The 23767-nt window shown below is 58.3% G+C and carries 19 protein-coding genes; 13 read left to right on the top strand and 6 right to left on the bottom strand.

Translation table 11 applies throughout. The annotated features are described in order from the left end of the window. Positions 1-679: 679 nt before the first annotated feature. From U9R25_06445 to U9R25_06435, 3 genes are all read right to left on the bottom strand, one after another. The gene (locus U9R25_06445) at positions 680-1450 is read right to left on the bottom strand and encodes a DUF4013 domain-containing protein (protein MEA3335533.1); all 771 of its coding nucleotides are present in this window, start codon (positions 1448-1450) and stop codon (positions 680-682) included. Between the two features lie 155 nt (positions 1451-1605). Continuing rightward, a complete protein-coding gene (locus U9R25_06440; GenBank protein MEA3335532.1) occupies positions 1606-2382 on the bottom strand; it encodes a DUF4013 domain-containing protein in 777 nt (258 codons plus the stop codon). A gap of 219 nt (positions 2383-2601) precedes the next feature. Next, positions 2602-3453, bottom strand: a complete 852-nt coding sequence (locus U9R25_06435) for a DUF2085 domain-containing protein (GenBank protein ID MEA3335531.1) — start codon at positions 3451-3453, stop codon at positions 2602-2604. A 196-nt stretch (positions 3454-3649) separates the two neighbouring features. Between U9R25_06435 and U9R25_06430 the strand changes: the two genes are divergently transcribed. Continuing rightward, positions 3650-4651, top strand: a complete 1002-nt coding sequence (locus U9R25_06430) for an asparaginase (GenBank protein ID MEA3335530.1) — start codon at positions 3650-3652, stop codon at positions 4649-4651. Positions 4652-4715: 64 nt separating this feature from the next. Here the strand turns inward: U9R25_06430 and U9R25_06425 are convergent, their stop codons facing one another. The 3 genes from U9R25_06425 to U9R25_06415 form a co-directional block, all read right to left on the bottom strand. Beyond that, the gene (locus U9R25_06425) at positions 4716-6041 is read right to left on the bottom strand and encodes a hypothetical protein (protein MEA3335529.1); all 1326 of its coding nucleotides are present in this window, start codon (positions 6039-6041) and stop codon (positions 4716-4718) included. Then, positions 6038-7912 (bottom strand): M14 family zinc carboxypeptidase, encoded by a 1875-nt coding sequence (locus U9R25_06420; protein ID MEA3335528.1) that lies wholly within the window; start codon positions 7910-7912, stop codon positions 6038-6040. The genes U9R25_06425 and U9R25_06420 overlap by 4 nt, the downstream gene beginning before the upstream one ends. A 434-nt stretch (positions 7913-8346) precedes the next feature. Next, entirely contained in the window at positions 8347-9150 is an 804-nt protein-coding gene (locus U9R25_06415) for an alpha/beta hydrolase (protein ID MEA3335527.1), read from the bottom strand. A 264-nt stretch (positions 9151-9414) separates the two neighbouring features. Here U9R25_06415 and U9R25_06410 point away from each other — a divergent pair, with 264 nt between their 5' ends. From U9R25_06410 to gmhB, 12 genes are all read left to right on the top strand, one after another. Beyond that, positions 9415-11199 carry an alkaline phosphatase family protein gene (locus tag U9R25_06410; GenBank protein ID MEA3335526.1) on the top strand — a complete coding sequence of 595 codons (1785 nt, stop codon included), beginning with the start codon at positions 9415-9417 and terminating at the stop codon, positions 11197-11199. A 16-nt stretch (positions 11200-11215) separates the two neighbouring features. Next, on the top strand, positions 11216-12721 hold the full coding sequence (locus tag U9R25_06405) for an O-antigen ligase family protein (protein MEA3335525.1): 1506 nt from the start codon (positions 11216-11218) through the stop codon (positions 12719-12721). A gap of 166 nt (positions 12722-12887) precedes the next feature. Further along, positions 12888-13916, top strand: coding sequence for a glycosyltransferase family 4 protein (locus U9R25_06400; GenBank protein ID MEA3335524.1), 1029 nt, complete (start codon positions 12888-12890; stop codon positions 13914-13916). After that, the gene (locus tag U9R25_06395; GenBank protein ID MEA3335523.1) at positions 13913-15415 is read left to right on the top strand and encodes a sulfatase; all 1503 of its coding nucleotides are present in this window, start codon (positions 13913-13915) and stop codon (positions 15413-15415) included. Before U9R25_06400 ends, U9R25_06395 begins: the two co-directional genes overlap by 4 nt. Further along, entirely contained in the window at positions 15412-16617 is a 1206-nt protein-coding gene (locus U9R25_06390) for a glycosyltransferase family 4 protein (protein ID MEA3335522.1), read from the top strand. The genes U9R25_06395 and U9R25_06390 overlap by 4 nt, the downstream gene beginning before the upstream one ends. Before the next feature lie 14 nt (positions 16618-16631). Continuing rightward, complete coding sequence (locus U9R25_06385) at positions 16632-17348, top strand: sugar transferase (GenBank protein MEA3335521.1); 717 nt, start codon at positions 16632-16634, stop codon at positions 17346-17348. An 18-nt stretch (positions 17349-17366) separates the two neighbouring features. Continuing rightward, positions 17367-18485 (top strand): NAD-dependent epimerase/dehydratase family protein, encoded by a 1119-nt coding sequence (locus U9R25_06380; protein ID MEA3335520.1) that lies wholly within the window; start codon positions 17367-17369, stop codon positions 18483-18485. Positions 18486-18611: 126 nt separating this feature from the next. Next, complete coding sequence (locus U9R25_06375; GenBank protein MEA3335519.1) at positions 18612-19751, top strand: nucleotidyltransferase family protein; 1140 nt, start codon at positions 18612-18614, stop codon at positions 19749-19751. Positions 19752-19774: 23 nt separating this feature from the next. Next, the gene (locus U9R25_06370) at positions 19775-20908 is read left to right on the top strand and encodes a GHMP kinase (protein ID MEA3335518.1); all 1134 of its coding nucleotides are present in this window, start codon (positions 19775-19777) and stop codon (positions 20906-20908) included. Further along, entirely contained in the window at positions 20905-22383 is a 1479-nt protein-coding gene (locus tag U9R25_06365; protein ID MEA3335517.1) for a sugar transferase, read from the top strand. Before U9R25_06370 ends, U9R25_06365 begins: the two co-directional genes overlap by 4 nt. Before the next feature lie 33 nt (positions 22384-22416). Continuing rightward, positions 22417-23043, top strand: a complete 627-nt coding sequence (locus U9R25_06360) for an SIS domain-containing protein (GenBank protein MEA3335516.1) — start codon at positions 22417-22419, stop codon at positions 23041-23043. 4 nt (positions 23044-23047) lie between these two features. Continuing rightward, positions 23048-23641, top strand: a complete 594-nt coding sequence (gene gmhB, locus U9R25_06355) for a D-glycero-beta-D-manno-heptose 1,7-bisphosphate 7-phosphatase (protein MEA3335515.1) — start codon at positions 23048-23050, stop codon at positions 23639-23641. The last annotated feature ends 126 nt before the right edge of the window (positions 23642-23767 follow it).

The following is a 23767-nucleotide window of genomic DNA, read 5'->3' as shown; positions in this document are numbered from 1 at the left end:
CCACTGGGATATCGACGGATGGCCTCGGTTGTTTCGTGGCCGTCCGCGAATTGCCTAGCTCACACCTCTCGGCGGCCTTACCTAGCTCTCGCACCGCTTGCTAGCGTCACGGTACGCCTGCTGGCGTGCGACGGCGCGAATACACGAATGCCGCCCCCCGCCACCACCCCATTCGTGGTTGACCGGGCACATAGCATCATGCAAACTCCCGCGCCAACACGCACCCACCATCCCCACGATCCTATTCGTGCATTCGTGACCCCATTCGTGGACGGCCTGCCCATCTTTCCCATTCGTGGTTGACCGGGCACATAGCATCATGCAAACTCCCGCGCCAACACGCACCCACCATCCCCACGATCCCATTCGTGCATTCGTGACCCCATTCGTGGACGGCCGCCCCATCTTCCCCATTCGTGGTTGACCGGGCACATAGCATCATGCAAACTCCCGCGCCAACACGCACCCACCATCCCCACGATCCTATTCGTGTATTCGTGACCCCATTCGTGGACGACCTGCATCAGGAAGGTGACAGCCAGTCGTGCCGTCTTGTCGTCGCCGGAGCATGCGGGCCATGCAAACAGCGGGGCTCATGTCGTCGAGGTCGATACCTTGGCGAGCGCTTCAATCAACGCTGAAGAACCTTCTGGTTACTGCAAAAAGGATCAACCGGCTGTTACTGAGCTTCTGGCGCCGGTTCCAACGGTGTTGTCAATGTATCGTTCGCTGGCGCCAGGTCGTCGGGCTCGTATTCAACCATATCCAGCGTTCCGGTGCCGACCTGCGCGTACAGATGCATCTGGATGAGCATGATGATCAGCTGAGCCAAAGGCCCGAGGATCAACACCCCGATGCCGCAGAGCAGCAAACCGACCATTCCCGCGACCAGAGAGACGGCCATCGAGGCCAGAAAGGTCACGATGATCGCTATCAGGACCTCACCCAGGTTATCCCGCGTAAACTCGATGATGTCGCCGAAGTGGAGTGCTTCACTCAATTCGCCTGTTTCTGCAAGTCGAATGTAGATGCCGGGCGATGCCACGAAAACCACCAGTGCCCAGAGCAGACTGAGACAGCCAAAGCAGGCCATGATGACCGCTCCGATGGCCTCTCCCCCTTCATTGCCAGCGATTACGCCGCCAAAAAAGATGAATATCCCAAGCAGGATTGCCGGAAGAGCCCAGACAATGGTTGCGACCCAAACTTTGAAGCCTTTGATGAGCCATTCACCCCATTTGTCCTTCCAGGCGGGCATGGGGGTCTTGTCACCGCCACGTACATTGGCAAGAACGTCGAGTCCGTAGCCGCTAACAATGAAATAACCCAATACCCCGATGAGAATAGGTGACAGCAGAGCGCTGATGATCAGCACCGCTGTGCCGATCGCGAGCTTGCTAATCCAATCGGGATCCTCAAACATATAAGTGAAAGACTTGCCGATATCCATGATTTCTCCTTGCGAGCGATCCAGGTCCTCAACTTGACCCGATCATTATAGCGCAAGCTTGCCGGTAACACAATCTCAGGAGGCAAAATCGACAGGGTTTGCTGAAAGTATCCGCAAATCCTGTCGATTGCAAGTTGCGGCCGAGCGACCAGATGTTATTGGCTGGCCGCGCCGGTATCGACGACTTCGGCCGTCACCGGTTCTGCCGGCTGGGTTGGCTCTGGGGTTGCCGGCTGGCGTCGCCCCTTGTCGTTCCCAATCTGAGCGTAGAGGTGCGACTGAACCAGGTTGACATAGAGACCCACGGCGGGCAGGGTGATGGCCAATCCGATCACACACAACATGGTTCCCACTACCGTACCGGCGAAGGCAGCAACCAAACCCAGGATAAAGATGACAACCACCGCTACCAGGATGTCCGCGATGTTGTTGCGGGTGAACTGGAGTATCTCGTTGAATTCGAAACCGCTGGAGATGTCTTGAGTTTCGGCCATGCGGATGTACAGTGCCGGGCTGACGAGGGCAACAATGATGTACCAGAGCAGGGAAAGACAGCTGAAGAAGGCGCCGATCGTCAAGCCGAACCAGGCTGCCCTGCCACCTTCTGCGGCAATGGTATTGCCGATGCTGCCCGGGATGCCGAGAGCAATGCCCGGAAGCGACCATACGAGAACCACTATGGCGAGCTTAATACCCAGCACCAGCCATTGACCCCAGTGATCCCGCCACTCGGGAAGGGGTGACTGAGAGCCTTTCCGGACGTTGCGAAGCACTTCCAGGGTGTAGCCGGCGACGACGAAGAACCCCAATATTCCGACCAGAATGGGGCTCAAAAGAAAACTGCCAAGAATGATGACGGCACCAATCAGCAGCTTACTCAGCCACTTCGGATCCGAAAACATATAACTGAAGGCCAAACCAATATCCATCATATCCTCCTCGAAAAAAACCATGCAACCGTGGCTGACCTGTTCAAACCAGCCAGGGGCCAGCGGGTGATTTCCCTGTCTGCAAACACACACTCATTCGATCAGGCGATGAGTGCTGCTGTCGATGGGCCATCCCAGGCGGGCGCCATTCTCAGCTCTCAATACTCTATACGGATGATCGAAAGGTTGGTTGCGGCTTTGAGGATGTATGTGGGAAACTACTTATAAGGGAAGGCCAAACATGTCAGTCAACCACGAGCGGCCCAGAACGATGATCAACAGGCCAACAGATGACAGTGCCAGTCCTGCCACCACAAGTGGCAGCGCCTCGCGCCAATTTCGCACTGCGCCATCTTTTTTGAGGACAAGAACAACGATCATGGTGTTCACCAATGTGAGCATGATCAGGGTTCCGGCTACGCTCAAGAGAGCCAAAGGATAGAGTAGCGGCGCAAACTCGCTGTTGACAAGCGCGACGATCAATGCAACGACAACAAGCAGCAGGCCGACTTCCCGCAACCTGCCGATGCTGGAGCGAGGTGAGGTTTTTGCCCAAAGGCTTACGTTGAAAAAGGGCCATACAAGAGCAATCAATGCTACCCCTTGCAGCCCGCCAGTGGTTACGCGCAGAAAATTACTGGGTTCGTATAGGTGGGGGGCACCGGGAAACAGGGTCAAATAGGAGTTGAGGCCATCGAAGGCCCAGATAGCGATGAAACCCGCCAGGATAACGACGATGGGAGTCGGCGGCATCCGGCCGGCGCGCCCCCGTCCCATGGCAATCATTGAAACCAGTCCGAAGAGGGCACCCAGATATTGGCCACTGCAGCGGGCACAGAGGGGAAGTTGCCGGTCACCGAAAAAATAGGAGCGAACTGGAATCTGGTGGCAGACGGCATATCCGACGTGGTCAGCCTTGTCGAGCAAGCCGCCAGGAGAGAGGAAAAGCGTGGCAACGATGATCGCGATTCCTGCCAACAACAGAATCCGATCGCCCGCACCTGGCGATTCCTTGAGACCATCGTTGGCCGCGTGGCGTTCCTGAGGATCGAATTTGTCCGGGCTCTTGTCCATCGAAGGGTTCCAATACTGTCAAGCAGTTTGATTATACCCTGTATCTTCTTTTGAAAGCAATCCTTGGATGCGCTTGCAGTTCAAGATCGCATCTGAGGATGCGATCTCCGCGTCAAACCATGTGGGTCGCTCAAAGTTATTGTCGCGGCATCCTCTCTTGCCCAGGTTGGCAATCTGGGTTAGGATTCCTGTCGCCATGAACGACAATGCTATCTTTCCCCGGTCGCTTCCCCGCATATGTGTGATGGCTACCGGTGGCACTATCGCCATGCGGACCGAACAGCGGGCCGGCGGGCCTGTGCCTGCCCTGAAAGGACGCGACCTGGTGGCGGCGGCGCCCGGCCTGGATAGGGTTGCCCAGGTGCGGGTTGAGGACTTTGCCAACATTCCCAGCGAGCGAATGCGTCCCGAGCATTGGTGCGGCCTGGCCCAACGGGTTTCAGCAGTGCTTGCCGAAGAACAACCTGATGGCATCGTAATCCTCCATGGCACCGATACTATGGAGGAGACCGCCTTCTTCCTTGACATCACGGTCCCGAGCCCGATTTCCATCGTGTTCACTGGCGCCATGCGCGCGGCCACGGATCCCGATCCCGATGGTCCTGCCAATATCCTGCAGGCTGCTGCAGTGGCCGTCGATTCGGGCTCACGGGACAGGGGCGTCTTGATCGTGATGCATGGGGAAATTCACTCTGCGCGACGGGGTACCAAGATTGACACCTCCGATGTTGATGCCTTCGAGTCTGTTCTGGAACCCGATCTGGGCATCGTGGGCGACGGTCTTGTTCAGTTCAGCCACATCTGGACTCCCCACGTGCATGTCCCGCTGCCATCGTCGTTGCCCAGAGTGGACATCATCCCTATGTACGCCGGTGTGGATGAGTTTGCCCTGCGGGCGGCGCTGGATCGTGGCGCCGCTGGCCTGGTAATCTCCAGCGTGGGCGCCGGCAATGTGAACGAGGCCTTGTATCAGGGAATATTGGAAGCCTTGTATCGGAGTGTTCCGGTTGTGATTTCCACCAGGGTCCCTTTTGGGGGTGTTCGTCCCATCTACGCTTACGCGGGGGGTGGCACGGCGTTGCTCAAGGCGGGTGCAATCTTCGCCAACGATCTGAATCCCCAAAAGTCGCGGGTGCTGCTCATGACCGGGTTGGGCGCCGGCTACGACCACCAGTCCCTGCGCGAGCTTTTTGCCTGACTCCTGACCTGGATAAGTGCAGAGGGCGGGGAGGATGAAACACACCCAATTCACATGACCTTTTTCAAGATCGGTTGATCGCCGCACCGGTGTGGCTGCGACGGAGCGTGCCGTGGGCTTTGCGGGTAAGGAAGGCCACCTCTGCGGACAACGAGAGCGTCAGCGCGAGGGCAGCAATAATGGCTCCTGGCAATGGGAGGAGGGAGGTGGCAAGCAGGATTGTGATGAGCAGCAGGCCGATGTTGAGTGCTGTCGCCACAGTGATTGGGGAAGTGCGGCCAAAGTGTATCAGCACGCCACGTTGCCACGAGGTTAGGGCTGTCAACCCGGGCACCAGGATGAGAAGCATCGCCGGAATCCTGGCGATCGACGCCAACTCGGGTGACAGGCCTGCCACGCCGACAAACCAGGCGTTGGCCAGGGGGGTGAGGCAGATGACGGCCAGCAGCCCGCTGAGCCCCATGGCAAGTCTATGGGCGAAACGGCGCAGGGCACGGTAGCTCGCTTCGTCCTTCAACAGGGCAACCACCACCTCCTGGAAGGCAACGCCGGTGCTGCGGAAAAGGAAAAGCAGCCCGTTGATCACCGGCCAGACGGCCAGAGATTCCAAAGCCCTCGGTCCCCGGCTGAGACCGAGGCTGATGATGGGTTGACCGGCAAGCGTGATAAACGATGTCATGGCCAGCGGCGTGTAGAAACGCAGCAGGCTGGGCCAGGTTAAGGGCGTTCCGACCTTCTTTTCCTGCGCAAGATGGAGACGCACCACCGGTCGCACGTAGAACCAGGCTGCCATGGCCGAGACAAGGACCCCGGCGACGACACAGAGCGATGCCAGGTTGGCCCCGGCAATGGAGCCGTTCTGAAGACCGACAACGGCAACCAGCACTGTCGCGGCCACGCGGACCGCCGTAATGATCGCTACCTGACCGGTGCGCTGAAATCGGATCAATACCCCCTGCCACAGGCGGCGGTACGCAATGGCAGCGGCCCACGGGGTCATGAACAGAAACGCAGTGCGGCTGGGTTCGACAACCTCGGCCGGCGCGCCTACCAGCCCCCCAACGATCATGCCGTAGATGGGTGTCAGTCCGATCAACAGGTGTAATGCCGTCAGGCTCCATGCCATGAAATGGGTGAACTGCATCAACAGCCGGTAGGATTGACGATCCCGGGCGAGGGCGGTACCCATTGTCAGAAACATGATGACAGGACTTTCCACCAGGAGAGCCAGGGAGAAGGTCAAGCCATAGGCGGCCAGGTTGAGTTTTGGATCATCCAGCCGGGCAATGACCGCGCCAAGAAATGGCTGCTCCAGGGCCATCAGGACCCACATGGCAGCCAGGGGAATCCAAAATCTAAAGATGTGACGCTGGCTGAGGTCTTGGGTCACGGAGCAGGGGATCCAAACAGGGCTGCTACCGTTTGAATGTCGACAATGTCCAGGACGCCGTCGCCACTGCCTGCATGGTTGATGTCGAAGATGTCGCTGAAGAATCCCTGGGTCCAGGCGCGTTGTACGGCGTTCGCGGTGAGGATTACATCGTTGACATCCACCAGCCCACTGCAATCCATATCGGCGAAGAAACACTCAACCCTGATCCGCTGAGCAGAAAGGGGCCCCCAGTTGCCGCCGCTGTCCAGGCCGCGCACCAGAGCAAGGTAGTGCCCGCGCCCCAGGCCTGCGGTATCGACGACGGCCCCGGCGTATTCGACCGGGGAATTGAAGCTGCCATCCGTTGGGGACATTGGCATACCACTGCCTGGCGCCCCTGGCACTCCTGCCCCCTGGGGCACCAGGTAATACTCGGCTGCCGCCACAGGCTGGTTGCCGTTCTGACTGTCGTTGATCTCGGATGAAAGATCAAAGGTCTCTCCGCTGGTGACCAGACCCGGACTGACGGCCATGTTGCGGGCGTCTGGACCGTAGACCCGCTGGTAGGGAAGGTCCGAAATGCTGGCTGCGTAGGTCAAGAGGGGCAGCATGTTGTCGATGATTCCGGGGAGCAGCGAACAGGAGGTGAAAAAGTCGTTGCCGTCGAGCTCGATGGTGTAAGAGGGGATGCCCAGTTCACCGTAGCCCCAATCGCGGGTGTTGCCACTGACGGCATAGAGGGAATGGCTCCAACCATAGCCGTTGTAGGTGCCCATCTTGGCTGCAATGGTTTCCAATTGACTGTTGTTGGGTCCTGGCGCCGTGGTCCAGCCCCAGGGAACCAGGATGATACCCCCGCTCACCACGTTGTGCAGGTTGATCAGGAATCCGGTGGTATCGGGCGGAGCCGGGTCGTTATCGCCTTCGCCGCGCTGGTCAGGAATGATGGAACGCACGAAGGTTTCATAGGCGTCGATCTCCGGTTCGGAGGCAGGACCAGGACCACGATAGGTTTGAGCGCACACATAGTCGCTATGCCCGGGCTCATCCCATTTGAAAACATGGTTTCGGTTGGGATCGGTGCCATAGTGGTTGCTTGAGGTGGGCGGCCAACTGCAGGTACTGGAATCGGGATAGCTGTTGTTGCCTGTCTTGCGCCAATACCAGGGGTTGCCGGTAAAGGGAGGTTCGGTACCCACACCCATCTCGACCAGGCGGCGTCCATCGGGGTTGACCGATAGAACCACGTAAATCTCCCGTTGATCGAGCATCCAGGTGATATCAGGGTCGGTGCCGTAGCCATCGACCAGCAGTTCGATGAAAGCCCTGGCCAATTCCGGGGTCGGTATCTCGCGGGCGTGCATGCCGGCGTCGACGAAAAGCCGGCCTTGCTTGGGGCCGGTGGCCAGTTCATTGGTTATGCGCGCCACCCAAAGGTCATCACCGGGTATCCATTGCCCGCCGGTAGTGGTGCAGCCGCCCTGGGTCTTGCACCAACTGTCGCCGTAGTCAACCAGGTCGACCAGGGTTGGGTGGGTTGCCGCGAAGTTTTGAAGCCAGGCAAACAAACTGTCAAGGCGATTGTAACAAGCGGGCCAGCCCTCTGGACTTCGGGGTGCAGGTCCCAGGATATTCACCTCATATCCCTGCTGGCGCACCAGATTGATTTCGGCTTGAGTCAAGACCAATCGAGTGGAACCAGCCTCCAGAGCCTCGTCCCAGTGGGGAAGTAGTCGGGCAAGAGTCGCTGCTTGCGATGGCGTGTTGTAGTCGATATCGACATAATAACGCTCTGGCTGGCCCTCTTGGGGTGTTGGCGCAGCCAACGCTGAGAGGGGTTGGATGATCAGAAGAAAGGCAAAAAACAATGCTGTGGCAACTCGAATCATGGCATACCTCGGGCGTGATTTTTTGGGTAGAAATACGGGTGCCCACGCTACCATACGCCCATCGGATTGTCAAACCGAATCATGCTCTACCATAAGTTTGCTGGTGGGAATTGGGTATGCTATACTAACTCAACCTAAAAATTGGAGGGCCCTGTACTTTGGATCGACGTCATGCCCGCTTGGAGCGGGTGTCATACGAGCCAGATGATAAGAGCAACAACGATTTACCTCGTGAGTTAGTTCTAAATCTATTGGCTCAGGGCTATCCACTGGAAGAGTTATTGGAGTTTTTTCCGATGTTCACGCTCGACCAGTTGATGCTATTATTGGACGACGAAGTAATCCACTAGATGCCCTAGATTACCCGCCTGCTAAACGAAGAAGCCCCGGCTATCACCGGGGCTTCTGGCATGTCGGCGAACTCTGGTCCAGGTTCAACCGCCGGCACCTGTCGACTCCAGGAAATCCAACACAGCCTGATTAAATACTTCGGGCTGGTCAATAGGTGTCGCGTGCCCAGAGTCATAGACCATGGTGAATTTGGCGTTTGGCAGGCTGTCGGCCAGGGCAACCTTTGGTTCCAGGGGTATTGTGATGTCCCGGTCGCCGGCAACCACCAGCGCGGGGCAGTCAATCAAGTCCAATAACAAGGTGACATCGAAGCGGGCGACCGCCCAGATGCTCGCTCGATAGGCCGACATATCATTGGTGGCCAGTCTGGAAATAGCCTCCGTTCGCAAGGGTGCCTGTTCCAGCATTGGAAACAATCGTTCAGCCACATCTTCGGCCACCTTGTCCATGCCCTGGAAATAGAGGTTGGCGAAGCGACGGGCACCCATCAAACGGTAGCGCCATTGCGATGATACGAAGCGAGGCAGGGTATTGACCAGGACCAGGCTGCGCACCGCGTCTGGATAATCGATAGCCAACTGTTGAGCGACGGCACCTCCCAGGGAAAGACCCAACACATGGGCAGGATAGGCGTCAACGTTCTTTAACAGCTTGACCACGTCGCCGGCAAACTGGGTTATGTGGTAGGGGCCCTTGGGCTTGGGCGAGCGACCGTGGCCTCTCAAGTCGACAGAGAGGGACCGGTATCTGGGTGCAAAAGCAGGCAATTGGAGTTCCCAGTCATTGCCGGTGCCGCCCAGGCCATGGAGCAGGACCAGCGGCTGTCCGACGCCACTTTCGCTGTAGAAGAGATCGACGGTTGGGTCCGAGTTGTGCTCGTTTTTCATGGTAGTTGGTAGGTACTAACCTGGACAAGCCAGAGAAACGCCGATCACGCAGACCTTCGGCGCAGATGGTCGCTGATCCTCTCTTTTCTTTTCTGGTGTCTGATCAGCGTATATCAGCGTTGATCTGCGGTTCATTTCGACCTTCCCGTTAGACCGGACAGAGGAAGGCTGATCACGCAGACCTTCGGTGAACTCATCGAGGTTGATCATACCGCAGAAGCTGGAGCGGGTCAAAGATAGGGGTTGGCAGGTCGAGCAACCCTTGTGGACATCACAACCTTTTCGCTGGCTTCTTTATTGGGGATGCCCCGACGGTACAACCATGTTCTTGGCACATCATTGGCTGCGTGGTACAATTCCGCGGCTATGCAGAAGCCGACAGTTGTACCCCTTTCCCCGGTCATTGTCATCGGTCTCGACGGTGCGACCTGGGATATCGCCCGACCCCTGATGGAAACGGGTTGCATGCCCAATCTGGCCCGATTGGTTGCCCGGGGCACGGCAGGTCCGCTGGCGTCTACCGTGCCTCCGATCTCGGCCGCTGCCTGGGTGACCTTTCTGACCGGACAGAACCCAGGCCGACACGGGGTCTACCAGTTTCGAAAGTTCGACCTGAGTACCTATGGCGGCTACCGGGACGAGTTTGCCACCAGTGGCGACTATCAGGGGCGAAGTCTTCCTGAACTGGTGAGCCAGCGAGGTGGACGGGTCGGATCTGTCGGGGTGCCGATGACCTATCCGCCCTTTGCGGTCAACGGCTTCCTGGTCAGCGGCTTTCCCAGGCCGTTCGGCCCGGCGCCTCAGGTGTATCCTGAATCGATGGCGCGGGACTTGGGGCGTTGGGACGAGATGCCTGATAATTTCAACTTCTCGTTGTCCCCGGAGGAAACGGCCAGAGCTGCCGATTATTGGGTGCAGAAGTATACCGATATTTCGCTTGATGCCCTAAATGAACAGGAATTCGACCTCTTCCTGATCGTATGGAACAGTACCGATAACATCCCGCATCTGTTCTGGAAATATGCCGACCCCGATTATCCCGCCTACGATGCAAAAGGGGCGCAACAGTTCGGCCAGGTCATCAATCACCAATATGAGGTGGCAGATCGGGAAATCGGCCGGTTGCTCGAAGCCATCCCCGAACCGGGCGAGACAACCATTTTCGTGATGTCGGACCATGGCATGGGACCCTATCCCCACCGGCAAGTACATTTGAACGCGTGGTTGGCCGGACAGGGGCTGCTTCGCAGGCGAGCTGGCACCTCCGGTAAATCGCGTCGGTTCAACAGGATGGTTAGCGGATTGCGCCGTAACCTGCCCACCCAATGGCGCGAAAGGCTGCGGCACCGGATGCCTGCCGGGATGCGGGCCAACCTGTTTGCCAGGCATATGAATCTCAGCAATGTCGACTGGTCGGAAACCCAGGTGTACCGGTTCAAGATATTCCCCTCCGTCGAGGGGATTGTCGTCAACATGGTAGGGAGACAATCCGAGGGCATTGTGTCGCCTGGCGATGAATACGAGCGCCTCTGTGAGCACCTGGTCGAGATGTTGGCGGAGCTGACCGATCCCGATACCGGCGTCCCGATCGTTGCCAGGGCATCCCGGCGCGAGGAACTCTTTGAAGGACCCTACCTGGACGATATTCCGGATATACTGGTTGAGTTGACCGCCGACTACACCGGCGGTGCTGCGATCGATGGACCCCTGGTAACGCCCATGCCGATGGATCAGCTCAGCGAGTACAGCGCGAGCCACCACCCCACCGGGTTGTTCGTGGCAGCAGGACCGGGAGTCCGCCAGGGAGAGTGGCTGGAAGGAGCGAACATTGTCGACATGGCGCCCACCATTCTGTACTCGATGGGCTTGCCAATCTCACCCGCCATGGACGGCAACGTTCTCATAGACCTCTTCTCGCCGGATGCACGAAAGCCGGTGGCTTTCGAGGAATACGAGACGCAACCCGCCGCGGACGGGGTACAGTTGTCGGCAGATGAAGAGGCAGCCATCCGCGAGCAATTGGCCGGCCTCGGTTATTTGCGAGAATAGCGGGACGGATCATCCAGTGTTCAACGCTCAAATTGGTCGCTCAGCAGGCCCCCGCAGCTTTCGTTTCCATCCCGCCTGGTTGTTGATACCGGCAGGATTGGCTGGCGCGGTCATGATTGGCCTGTTTCTGGGTTATTTCCAATCCCCCAGGCTGGCCCTATTTTTGCTGGCTGCCGCCGCAGGGATCATCTGGATCGCCGCTGTTGTCATGCGGCCTGAATGGGCACTGATCTTCTACACCCTGTTTGCCGTCAACCTGAACAGCGTCGATATCTCGTTTGGCGGGGTACGCCTGAGCCCGGACATCGTGCTGATGTCCTTGCTGCTCGTCGGAACCTTACTCCGGATTCTGATTGATCGCAAGCCCGTGGGTGGACTGCCCATTTCGGTGCCCTATCTGATCTTTCTTGCGGTGCCCATCGTGACTTTGATCTGGACCCCGGTGAAACTGGAATCTATCAAGGGCATTTTTCGCTTTGTTGGCTATTACGCGCTGGTCTGGTTGATTGTCGACACGATCCGTACCCGGGTGCAGGTCAGACGAATGGTTTTGGCCCTGGTGGTTTCGGCGCTAATACCCATTTTGATCGGCTTTTTTCAGGCGGCAACCGGCGGAGGTCAAATCATCTGGGCGGGCGCGGTCTTTAACCGTATCTATGGTCTGGCAGGCGGGCCTTTCACACTGGCGTACTATCTGGTGTTGATCATCCCGTTGCTGCTGGTTCTTTTCCTTGCCGAGCGAGGCGAGGACACCGATCAGTTGGGTGACTGCTCGGACGTTTCATGGTGGTTCAGCCGGCCGCTGCTATTTGCGTTGATGCTGGCTGCTGTCGTGGCCCTGGTTTTGACGTTTATTCGCGGTGCATGGATTGCCATGGTGGCTTCCCTTCTTGTTCTGGGTTTGTTGGAGAAAAAGGCTCGCTTCCGCCAATTGCTCTTTTCCATTCCGTTGGTTGCGGGTGTGGCGTTGGTCGCATTTGCGCCTCTGCTCAACCGCGTTACCCAGGTTTCCGAAAGTGATAGTACCCTTTTCGGTCGCCTCGATGTTTGGCGTTTCGCAACCGAATGGATCACCAGCAATCCGTTGAGCCTTCTGGGTGGGCTGGGCATGAAAGCCTTCGAGAATTACTACATTCTTCAGGCGGGGCCCGCGTCCGGAGGCCTTTATTGGCGGCGGGAGAAGTTTCTGGTTGGCAACCGTCCCCACAACGAGATTCTTGGCTTCATGCTGGATGTGGGCCTGATCGGTACGCTGGCCTTCATTGCTACCCTCGTTGTGCTGGTCATCGTGGGGTTCCGCGTCTACCGGAAAGCGCCCGATCGAATGCTTCGGCTGTTGGGCCTTGCCTTTTTGATCAGCACTGTCGGCATGTTTGTCGGTGCCATGGGAGACAACGTCTTTTCCCAGCCCACGGTAGCGGTCTATTTCTGGATCATGGCCGGGCTTGTCATGGCAATCGATAGATACATGCTTCCTGAGGACCAGGACCCGGCGCCCGGCAGCTTGACTGGCGATCCATGAGCTGGGCCCATGGGTTTTTAACACCTTCGACCTTATCAAATCGCGTGACCTGTCTCGCTCGTCCGGCCAGGTTGAATTGACAAACCCCATGCCCCTGGTTTCGGAGACCGGACTTCGAGTCTTGATGATTGGCCCTGTGCCAAGGATCTACGGCGGAATCTCTGCCGTGACCGGAACCATTCTGGACTCGAGCCTCTCTGAAGGCTGTTGCTTGACCTACCTGGCTGAAGGCACTCGCCACGGTTCCATCGCCAAGCTACGGCGTTTCGGCGCGACGCTGTGGCAGACGGCCGCCGATCTGCTGGGACGGTCCGTGGACGTCATGCATCTGCATGTCGGAGACGGCACCAGCTTCTATCGCCACGCGCTTTATCTGGCTCTGGGGAGCTGGTCAGGTGTGCCGGTACTGTTTCACTGGCATTTGCCAGGGGATGCAAGTGCCGCGACGTCGTTTTTCGACGGCGGTAGCGCCGTCAGCAGGCGTCTTGTCCGTTGGACGTTGCGCAGCGCGACCAGGGTCATTGTGCTTTCGCCCGGCTGGCAGCCTGTTTTGGTTGAGATTGCGGATGCCGGGCCCGGGTTCGTACAGCGGGTAGTGATGCTATCAAACCCGGTGGATTGCCAGCTGATCAGGCCACCGGATAATCCCGAAACCCGATTGCCCAACCAGGTACTCTTTCTGGGCGATTTCTCCCGGCGCAAGGGTGTGCGGGACCTGATAGCCGCCGTGCCCCAGGTTGCCGCGGCCCATCCGGGCGTGAAGGTGGTTATTTGCGGCGGCGAACCGCCACCCGACCTGCTGCGAGAGGCAGTTGCCTTTCCAGAGGCGGTGGTCTTTCCCGGCTTTGTGCGCGGCGATGACAAGCTGAAACTGCTGCAGGAATCGAGCTTACTGGTGCTTCCCTCCTTTGCCGAGGGTCTTCCGATCGCCGTGCTGGAAGCCATGGCTGCCGGCCTTCCGGTAGTAACAACGCCTGTGGGCGGCATTCCTGACATTTTTGAGGAGCCGCGCAATGGCCTGTTGGTGCCACCAGGGGATGTGACAGCCCTGGCCGGTGCGATCACTGCATTGCTGGACGATCCCGATCTCCGCGATCGCATGGGAAACCAAAACCGCAGGCAGGCACTAGCGGAATACGACATCTCTATCTACGTGGAACGATTATTGGAGCTCTACAGGTCTGTATCTGGATGATCAACGTTCTGGTCTACATCGTCGACGCCCTGCGCGCCGACCATCTGGGATGCCATGGCTATGGAAGGGAGACTTCGCCGAACATCGACCGTCTGGCGGCCGAATCGGAGACCGTGCGCTTCTCTCGTGCCTTCGCTCCCAGTACCTGGACCAAGCCAATAGCGGCCTCGATTCTCAGTGGGTGCTATCCGCCGGCCCATGGGGTTCGCACCCGCAGTGACCTGTTTTTGAAGGCTGTGCCACGCCTGCCGGAACTGCTGCAGGCAGCCGGTTACCAGACGGCGGCCGTGAGCACCATTGGCAATGTCTCCTCATCGCTGGGCTTTGCCATCGGTTTTGATCATTTCAACGATCTCTACAAGGATCCATCCCTGGTGGCCCGGCGCGAGGTCAGCAATACCGGCGCCTGGAAGCTTTACTTCGAGCAGGACACGACGGTCGTATTGCCTTTGGCCGAGGATGTCAACGAGCATGCCTTCACCTGGCTGGACGGGGCAACCGGTCAGGAAAAACCCTGGTTTCTGTTTCTCTGGGCCCTGGACCCGCACGATCCCTATTACCCGCCGTCCGGTTTCGATCGATGGTCGGATCCAGGATATGGTGGCCGGATCGATGGCAGCGCAGAAAGCGTGCGCCAGGTGCGCAATCAGGCGGACGTTCAGCGTCTCCTGGACCTTTACGATGGCGAGATCGCTTACACTGACACCCAATTCGGGCTGTTGTTGCAGCGCTTGAGGGAACTGGAGGTGTTCGACGATACGTTGATCGTTGTGGCAGGTGACCATGGTGAGGCCTTCGGGGAACACGGCGATTTCGTACATGGGCATCTGGCCTACGATGAGGTAATGCACGTGCCGTTGCTGATCAAGATGCCTCGAGGAAAAAAGAGGGTGCCTGCCGACGTCAGGAAGTCCTGCGGTGCATTGGTGCAGTTGACCGATATTGCACCGACGATCCTGGATGTCCTGGGCATGGCAGAGGAAGCGAGCGAAATGCAGGGGAAAAGCTTGCTGCCGGTATTGGAAGGCGTGTCAGAGTCGGATCGAGCCGTCTATGCCGAGACTCAGTCCTCCATTGCCAACAACCGGCTTCTGGCCGTACGTACGGAGAGATGGAAGTACCTGAAGGTTGCACCGCCGGCTGCCCTTGATGGCGAGCAGCATGGTTCGCAAACTACAGGTTGGCAGCGGCGAATGCAGGGATACTGGCAACACCTCACCAATCCCGAAATGGTCAAAAAACTGGTGCGCAATCCTATGTTCTATATGCGCCGACAGATGGCCGATCGGGAAATGCTCTTCGATCTTAAGGCTGATCCCGGGGAACAACACAATGTCATCGGGGGCTTTCCGGAGGTTGCGGATGGTATGCGCGGTCTGCTCGCTGACTGGTTGGAGCAATGCCATGCCTATGCCCGGATCAGCGATCAGCAGGCAGCGGGTCTTGGTTTGGATGATGAGACCCGGCGCCAATTGGAAGGGTTGGGCTATCTTCAATGACCGATCCCCTGCGCATCCTGATCCTGAACCACAATGTTGTCTGGAAAGGTGGCGGTACCTTTTTCCGAACCTATCATTTTGCTCGCCATCTGGCCCGCCGCGGCCATGAGGTTACCCTGCTCACGATCTCACCGGACGCCCGGCGCGGATTCCAGGAGAAGGTCGTCGACGGTGGCCTGCGGATGGTGGAAGGCCCCGATATGCTGTGGGGCATGGGTCGCTCAGGCTGGGATCCCTGGAACAGCCTTAACCGCATGAACTTCATTCGGGGCGACCGGTGGGATATGGTGCATGGCTTCGACAGCCGGCCTGCCGTTGTTTTGCCTGCCATTTACGCCCAGCGAGCCCGGAAAATGCCCATGGTGTTGGACTGGTGCGACTGGTGGGGCAGGGGCGGCACCAACAGCGAACGATCCAATCCGGTGGTGCGGACGGCGATGGCGCCGGTGGAGACCTTTTTCGAGGAGGCCTTTCGAGGCTATCCAGATGGCGCAACTGCACTGGGCCAACCTCTCTACGAGCGAGCGCTGCAAAAAGGGGTTCCTCATGATCGCATCATCGAACTGGCCCAGGGCTGCGACCTGGAGGGAATCGTTCCCATGGACATGCTCGAGGCCCGTCGCCAGGTCGGTTTGAGCAAGGATGGCATTTATCTGGGATATCTTGGGGTGTTGCGCCACAAAAACCTGCCCTTTCTACTGGATATCATGGAAGCTATCCGCCGGCGAAGTGGTCAGGATATCAAGGTGTTGCTGATCGGCAATCACAAGGTTGATCTGGCTCCGGCCTGGCAACGTGGCGCCGGGGACTATTTGATCGAGACGGGATGGATCAAGTACGAGCAGGTTTCAGCCTATCTCAGCGCGAGCAATCTGCTGCTTCTGCCCCTGCTGGACACGGTAGCCAACAATGGAATCTGGCCCAGCAAGGCCAACGATTATCTTTCCTCCGGCCGGCCCACCGTGAGTACCCGGCTTGATGTATTGGAGGATCTCTGGCAACGGCGCCGCCCTGGCGTGCTGGCAGGCAATGACGATCCCCAACAGTTTGCCGGGGCGGTTCTTGACCTGCTGGCAGATCCCGAGAACTGCCGGGAAATGGGTGAAAATGCCCGCCGAACAGCGGAGGAGGAATTCGACTGGCGCGTCTTGACGGAGAAACTGGAGGCGTTTTATTACAGGGTGTTGAGCTGGAGCAGGTGACAAGTTCTCCCGTGATGCCGGGTACTGCTAAAATGGAAGCGACGACTGACACAACACAACTGATTAGTGCCGAATGGGCGGACCAAAACGCACCGCCCGGGTATAGACCCATAAAACGCGCGGTTGATGTCTGGCTTTCCCTCCTGGTTCTCTTCCTGGGCAGTCCGATTTGGCTGCTGATTGGTCTGATGATAAAGTTCACGTCCAAGGGGCCAGTGTTCTATAGCGGTACCGTAGTTGGAAAAGGAGGCGTGCCTTTTCGCTACTACAAGTTTCGCACCATGGCTGCCGACAGCGACAACACGGCTCACAAGGAATGGCTGGAGCAGTTCGTAAAAAGCGATGCAGCCTTCGGGGAGGATGAAAGTGGCCAGCGGATCTTCAAGGTTGTCAACGATCCACGGGTAACTTCGATCGGACGCTGGCTGCGCAAGTTGAGTATCGACGAAGTGCCCCAGATGTTGAACGTGCTGATGGGCCAAATCAGCCTGGTAGGTCCCCGGCCGCCGGTGCCTTACGAGTACGAACACTATGACGACTGGGCCAGGCAGCGCCTGAGTGTGACACCAGGCATCACCGGGCTTTATCAGGTCACGGCGCGCAGTCAGGTTGGTTTCAGCGAGATGGTCGAGATCGACCTCGATTATATCAGGCGCCGTTCGATCTGGCTGGACCTCCGGATCATGATCAAAACGCCCTTTGTGATGTTGATCGGAAAGGGTGCTGGTTAGGCAGGACGAAAGGTTGTTATGACGAAGATACTGGTTACCGGTGGAGCCGGTTTCATCGGCTCCCACACAGTCGACCTGCTGCTGGAAAAGGGTTACACTGTGCGGGTGCTGGACGCGCTCATGCCACCGGTGCACATCCCTGGCCAGGTGCCGGACTATCTTCCGGCCGACGTGGAATTCATCCATGGGGATGTGCGGGATCGGGAGGTGGTGCGCCGGGCCCTGGAAGGCATCGATTGGGTGCTTCATCTCGCAGCCTACCAGGATTACCTGACAGACTTCAGCAAGTTCTTCGATATCAATGCCACCGGTACGGCGTTGATCTACGAACTCATCGTGGCGGAGCGCCTGCCGATCGAGAAGGTTGTCGTTGCCAGCAGCCAGGCAGTGTATGGCGAGGGCAAGTATCAATGTGCTGACCACGGCATACAATATCCGTTGCTGCGTCCGGAGGAGCAACTGATGGCCTCCAGGTGGGAGGTAAGCTGTCCCGTCTGCGGTGGCCCGATGAGTCATTCTCTGACAGATGAAGCTGTTGTCAGGCCCCACAACCAATATGCCATGTCGAAGTACACCCAGGAGATGATCGCCATCAACCTGGGAGGGCGCTATGGCATTGCTTCGGCGGCCATGCGTTACTCGATCACTCAGGGTCCCCGCCAGAGCTTTCGCAATGCCTACTCCGGTATCTGCCGCATATTCGTCACTCGGATGCTGGCGGGGCAACGGCCGGTCGCCTACGAGGATGGTGGCCAGTTGCGCGACTATGTCTACGTGGGCGATGTGGCCCGGGCCAACGTTCTGGTTCTGGAGGATGAGCGGGCTGACGGCCAGGTATTCAACGTAGGTGGCGCACACCCGGTGACCGTGCTAGAATACGGAGGACTGGTTGCCGATGTGCTTGATGTGGACTTGCATCCAGAAGTGCCCGGTGAATACCGATTTGGCGACACGCGGCATATCGTCTCCGATATCAGCAGACTGCGCGCTCTGGGTTGGGAACCAGAAACCTCGCTAGGTGAGATTATTGCCGAGTATGCGGCCTGGGCCTGGCAGCAGCCTGGTCTCGGAGATTACTATGCGGGGGCTGAAGAGGTTATGAAGCAGTTAGGGACTGTTCGTATCGCCGGTGCCTGATCCGGCTGGTAGAGGAAAGCGGTTCTTGCCAGCTCGATGGGCCTGATGCTTATGTATCCTTCACACACATCATCCGCATCCGAGATCGACAGGACGTCCGGGGCGGCGACCTCGGAGCTACTATTGTTGCTGTGCAGGACGGTACTGACCTCCGATGAGACCCGCCGTATCCGCGCTCTGGTTCAGGGGCCGGTGGACTGGACTTCATTGGCCAGGCTGGCAGAACTGCACGAAGTGACCGGTCTCGTGCGACACAATCTGGCAACGCTGGACCTGGTCGAAGCAGTTCCCGAAAAGCCGCGGCAACGGATCACCGATGGCGCCCGCCAGATTTCCTTCGATATGATGGTGCAGGCCAGACAGGCCGTGCTGGTGCTGAATAGGCTGGAAGAAGCAGGAATCCACCCCGTTTACCTCAAGGGCATTGCTCTGGCCGATATGGTATACGGTGACTTCACCTTGCGCCCCTCCATCGATATCGACTTGCTTGTCGAAAAGCGTGACCTGGAGGATGCATGTCGCGTGATGCAGTCCCTCGGGTTCCTTGATCCTGAAAAGGATTTCGTCGATTTTCATCTGGCCAATGGCTACGCCCTGAACTTACATGGTCGTTTGCTGACCGAGCAACCGTTGGCCGTGGAGGTGCATTGGGCTCTGTCGCCTCGTGGGCTGATTCCGCTCGATTATGCATTGTTGCGGCGGCGCTCGGAGATCTTTGCAATCGAAGGGACTCCGGCCACCAGGTTCTCGCCCGAGGATATGTTGCTGCACCAGGCCATGCACCTGCGTAAGCACAGGTTCGTCGGGCTGCGGTGGCTGTGCGATGCGGCTGAGTTGATTCGCCGCTTTGACACCCTGCTGGACTGGGAGTATATCGTGGCCAGTTCCCAATCTGCTGGCATAAGCACGCTGTTGTATGCTGCCCTGTCGCTTTCCAGTGACCTGCTGGACTCGCCCGTCCCGCCAGGCGTGCTCGACGCAACCTGTCCATCGTTGCTTCGCCGGCGCGTTTTGTCGACCATCCTGCCGGAAGATATGCTGGCTGTGCCGGAGATGGATGACAAGGAAGGCTGGACGCGGCTGGCAATGATCGAAGTGTTGCTGTTGGATCGACCTGCAGCCATGTGGCAGGAGTTTCGGTTTCGAATGTTTCCGCCGCCAGAGGGCAGTCTTGGTATTGGAACCAGAGAGATGAGCCGTAGCCAACGACTTGGATTCCAGGCACGCCGGCTTGCTCGTCGATCTGTAACGATGTTGTCGAAATGAAAGCCGATCTGTGAGATAGTTCAATGTTAATTGCCCGAGCGCCCGTGCGCATCAGTTTGGCCGGAGGAGGCACAGACCTGCCGGCCTATTTCAATCAACATGATGGTATTGTAATTAACACGACCATCGACAAATACTTTTACGCGATCCTGCGGGTCTACGATGGCGATTCCCTGCAGGTTGCATCCTCCGATTACAGCACCTTCTTTCGCCAGGACTCTCTGGGTGGCGAACGGGCGGACGATGGAATATTGGCGTTGCCAAGAACGATCCTGCACCACTTTGGCATCGACCGGGGCTTATCGATGTTCCTGGCTTCTGAGATCCCGCCCGGCACTGGCCTGGGCTCATCCAGCACGGTGACGGTGGCTATTATCAAGGCCTTGAGCATCGCCTCGGGAGAGCATCTAAAAAAACCGGAACTGGCGGAACTGGCCTGTGAGATGGAAATCGAAAAGATGGGCATGCCCATTGGCAGGCAGGATCAGTACGCCGCGGCATTTGGCGGGCTCAACGAGATTGTTTTCACCAGGTATGGGACAACTGTCACTCCGCTCGATGTCACCCTGGATACCCGCCAGCGACTTCAGGACAATCTCATGCTCTTTTTCACGGGCAGCTCGCGCAACTCGGCGGATATCCTGAAAAAGCAGACCGATGCCAGTCACAAGACCGGTTCAAAAACGGTGGAAGCACTTCATCGTGTCAAGGGCATGGTGGCCGATGTGAAAGAGAGTTTGCTACGAGACGACTTGACTGCCTTTGGCCAACTTCTTCACGAAAACTGGATGCACAAAAAACGTTTCGCTCCCGGAATCAGCAACGCGCTGATCGATGAGAGCTACGATGCGGCCCGGTCCTTGGGCGCAATTGGCGGCAAGATCACCGGGGCTGGCGGCGGCGGATTCCTGATGCTCTATTGCGAACCGGAATACCAATTGGCTGTCACCCAGGCTCTGGAGAAACTGGGCCTGCGCCGCATGGATTTTCGCTTCGACAACACCGGTGCGCGCGTGCTGATGAACGCCGGCCTCACCATTTCCCGCACTGCGCCGCATGGGCACCGGCCCGGATTGATTCGCGAGGCCGTCGACCGGCCGGCTGCGGCGTCAAACCTGATCGTCAATTCCCAATTGTTGGGCGAGGTGCCCGGATGACCGAAAAAAGCAAGCGGCGGATAAAGGTCGCTTTGGTCGTCATCGATGGCATAGCGGTTGCGCTGGCACTGCTGGCAGCCTATTGGTTGCGCATCGGCAGTGGCCTGTTGCCGGAGCGGGCTTTCGAGGAGTTCGCCATCTATCTTCGCGTCAGCCTTCTGATTGTGCCCATCTGGCTGGTGATCTTTGCCGCCAACAATCTCTACGACGTGCGCACCGTGCTTGGTGGCCTCGATGTTTACATCGACATCGCCAAATCGGGCATGTATGCCATTGTGGCGGTCATCATGCTCGGATACTGGGTGCGGATTGCTACCCTCAGCCGGGGTTGGCTGATCTTGTTATGGTTCTTTGGCGTTCTTTTCGTCGGTGCAGGCCGTTTTCTGTTCCGCCAAATTATCTACTGGCTGCGCCGCCAGGGGCACCTGCGCACGCGTACGTTGATCGTTGGTGCCAATGAGCAGGGCATGGCCATCGCCCGCCAGTTTCGGGCGGCCTCGTCAGCCGGCGTTGAGATCGTCGGTTTCATCGATGACTTCCTGCCAGCCGGTGCCATGGTAAAACTGACGGAGAGCGGGCCGCAGGACGATTGCTCGCTTCGGGTACTCGGTGGCCCCGACCGCCTTCAGGATGTGGCTGCCCAGTACGATGTTGCCGAGGTCGTCGTTGTCAGCAATGCCGTGGCCTGGGAAACGTTCCAGGAGATTATGCAGGATGCCAGTCTGGCTGGCGATGAGGTACCTTTCGAGATCAGGCTGTCGCCCGGATTTTACGAGATCCTCACGACGGGCGTCCAGGTGACCCACGAGGCCCACGTGCCACTATTATTGGTCAACCGGCAACGCATCACAGGCTTCGATGCGCTGTTGAAGTCCGGCCTCGATTACGGTCTGGCAGCGCTCAACCTGGTGATAGCATTGCCGCTCATGGGCTTGATTGGCGTGGCGCTCAGGTGGAATAAAAAGGGTCCCGCGTTGGAGCGGCATCGGGTATTGGCGTCGGGCGGTGGCACGTTCACGACCTGGAAGTTCCACACCGGCTTGGGGCACACGCCGCGACCCCTGTTTGCCCATCCGTTGATTGGGACCGTTGAAAGCGAGAGGGATATGGCGTCCGGCGTTGCAGCAGCCACACAGGTCTCTGGTCTGCAGCGATTCCTGTTCAATACCGGCCTTGACAAAATGCCTCAGCTGATCAATATCCTGCGGGGCGAGATGAGTCTGGTTGGGCCCAGAACGGTATCGGTTGGACAGGCAGACGTGCATTCAACCTGGCTGCCCAATCTGCTCACTGTCAAGCCGGGGATCACAGGCCCCTGGGCTGTAGGCGAAAAACGCACCCTGGCCGACGAGATGCGCTTAACCATGTACTACATTCGCAATTGGACGATCTGGCTTGATCTGCAGATCCTTCTTCAGACAGCGCAGCGCGTATTGCGCCTCGAACGAGGCAAGGCGCAGATGCCGGACCGCTGATTCTCCCGGGACCTCACTACTCGAAAGAACCCTATGGACTCGATAAACTGGATCAACACCTATCTACGGGATGTGTCGCTGTTGCTTGACGAGCTTTCTGCTGAACAGATCGATGCGGCAGCAGGACAGTTGCTGGATGCCTGGCGCCGGCAGGCTCGTGTCTTTGTCTGCGGAAACGGTGGCAGCGCTGCCATCGCATCCCACTTTGCCGGCGACCTGAACAAGGGAACCAACGTGGCTGGCCGCCATCGCTTCCGCGCCATGTCCCTGGTCGATAATGTGCCCGCGCTCATGGCCTGGAGCAACGATGATGGCTACGAAACGGGCATGGCGGAACAGTTGCGCAACTTCGTCGAGCCGGGGGACCTGGTGATCGGTTTCAGCGGCAGTGGCAACTCGGCCAACGTCCTGAACACGATCAGGCTGGCTCGCCAGGCAGGCGCCTCCACAATCGGTATATGCGGATTCGATGGAGGTGGGTTGCTGCAACTGAGTGATGTGACGATTCAGGTGCCCAGTCACGGCATGGAACAGGTCGAGGATGTTTTTTCCGTGATCTGCCACGGCTTGCTTTTCGCCCTGCGCAGGCGGATACGCATGGAACCGCCCTCCGGCGATGCATTGCTTGCCAGCGCCCAGGATGCATATCCCGAGGAGTGAAAAATTGTCGATTGTCAGTGGTCAATGGTCTACGGTCAATGGGGGCGGGCGACGTGCCGTGTTTCTGGACCGGGATGGGGTGATCAACGAGAACCGGGCCGACTATGTGCGCTCCTGGGCCGATGTGGAATTCCTGCCGGGCGTTTTCCCGGCATTGGAACGCCTGGCTGCCAGCGACCTGGCGATCGTGGTCATTACCAATCAATCTCCGGTAGGCCGGGGCATTCTGACGATGGAAGAGATGAACGCGATCAACGATGCCCTCGTGGCCCGTATCCGCTCCGAGGGAGGGCGCATCGACGCCGTGTATGCATGTCCCCACCGGCCCGAGGATGATTGTACCTGCCGCAAACCGAGACCGGGCATGCTGCTGCAGGCGGCAAAAGATATGGATATCGATCTGGGAGCCTCTTTTTTGGTGGGAGATGCTGTCACCGACATTGAAGCCGGCCTGCGTGCCGGGTGCAGGCCAGTGATGGTTCGCACAGGCCGGGGAGAATCGCAACTGGTGCAGCTGCGGGCGGCGGGGTACGAGTTGGTCCCGGTGGCCGACGACCTGGCTGGGGCGGTTACCTGGATCTTCGATTCAGAGAGGTAGGGGAACGGAACAAGGAGTCCAGGCTTCAGCCGTCGTCTTGTCACTTTCCCGGCTGATCCCAACGGAGGCTACACACAGCCGCGGGGGGGCCCCCCCCCGGGCCGCGGGGGGGGGGGGTTGTTTGGG

Source organism: Chloroflexota bacterium (assembly GCA_034717495.1).
GTDB lineage: Bacteria > Chloroflexota > Anaerolineae > JAAEKA01 > JAAEKA01 > JAYELL01.
The sequence above is the reverse complement of the archived record's forward strand: the minus strand, read 5'-3'. Positions and strand labels throughout refer to the sequence as shown.

Coding starts and splice junctions, on each gene's coding strand:
- U9R25_06430 (MEA3335530.1), top strand. CDS start 3,650: ATGAACGACAATGCTATCTTTCCCCGGTCGCTTCCCCGCATATGTGTG.
- U9R25_06365 (MEA3335517.1), top strand. CDS start 20,905: ATGACCGAAAAAAGCAAGCGGCGGATAAAGGTCGCTTTGGTCGTCATC.
- U9R25_06445 (MEA3335533.1), bottom strand. CDS start 1,450: ATGGATATCGGCAAGTCTTTCACTTATATGTTTGAGGATCCCGATTGG.
- U9R25_06380 (MEA3335520.1), top strand. CDS start 17,367: ATGACGAAGATACTGGTTACCGGTGGAGCCGGTTTCATCGGCTCCCAC.
- U9R25_06390 (MEA3335522.1), top strand. CDS start 15,412: ATGACCGATCCCCTGCGCATCCTGATCCTGAACCACAATGTTGTCTGG.
- U9R25_06420 (MEA3335528.1), bottom strand. CDS start 7,912: ATGATTCGAGTTGCCACAGCATTGTTTTTTGCCTTTCTTCTGATCATC.
- U9R25_06385 (MEA3335521.1), top strand. CDS start 16,632: ATGCCGGGTACTGCTAAAATGGAAGCGACGACTGACACAACACAACTG.
- U9R25_06440 (MEA3335532.1), bottom strand. CDS start 2,382: ATGATGGATATTGGTTTGGCCTTCAGTTATATGTTTTCGGATCCGAAG.
- U9R25_06395 (MEA3335523.1), top strand. CDS start 13,913: ATGATCAACGTTCTGGTCTACATCGTCGACGCCCTGCGCGCCGACCAT.
- U9R25_06415 (MEA3335527.1), bottom strand. CDS start 9,150: ATGAAAAACGAGCACAACTCGGACCCAACCGTCGATCTCTTCTACAGC.
- U9R25_06370 (MEA3335518.1), top strand. CDS start 19,775: ATGTTAATTGCCCGAGCGCCCGTGCGCATCAGTTTGGCCGGAGGAGGC.
- U9R25_06360 (MEA3335516.1), top strand. CDS start 22,417: ATGGACTCGATAAACTGGATCAACACCTATCTACGGGATGTGTCGCTG.
- U9R25_06435 (MEA3335531.1), bottom strand. CDS start 3,453: ATGGACAAGAGCCCGGACAAATTCGATCCTCAGGAACGCCACGCGGCC.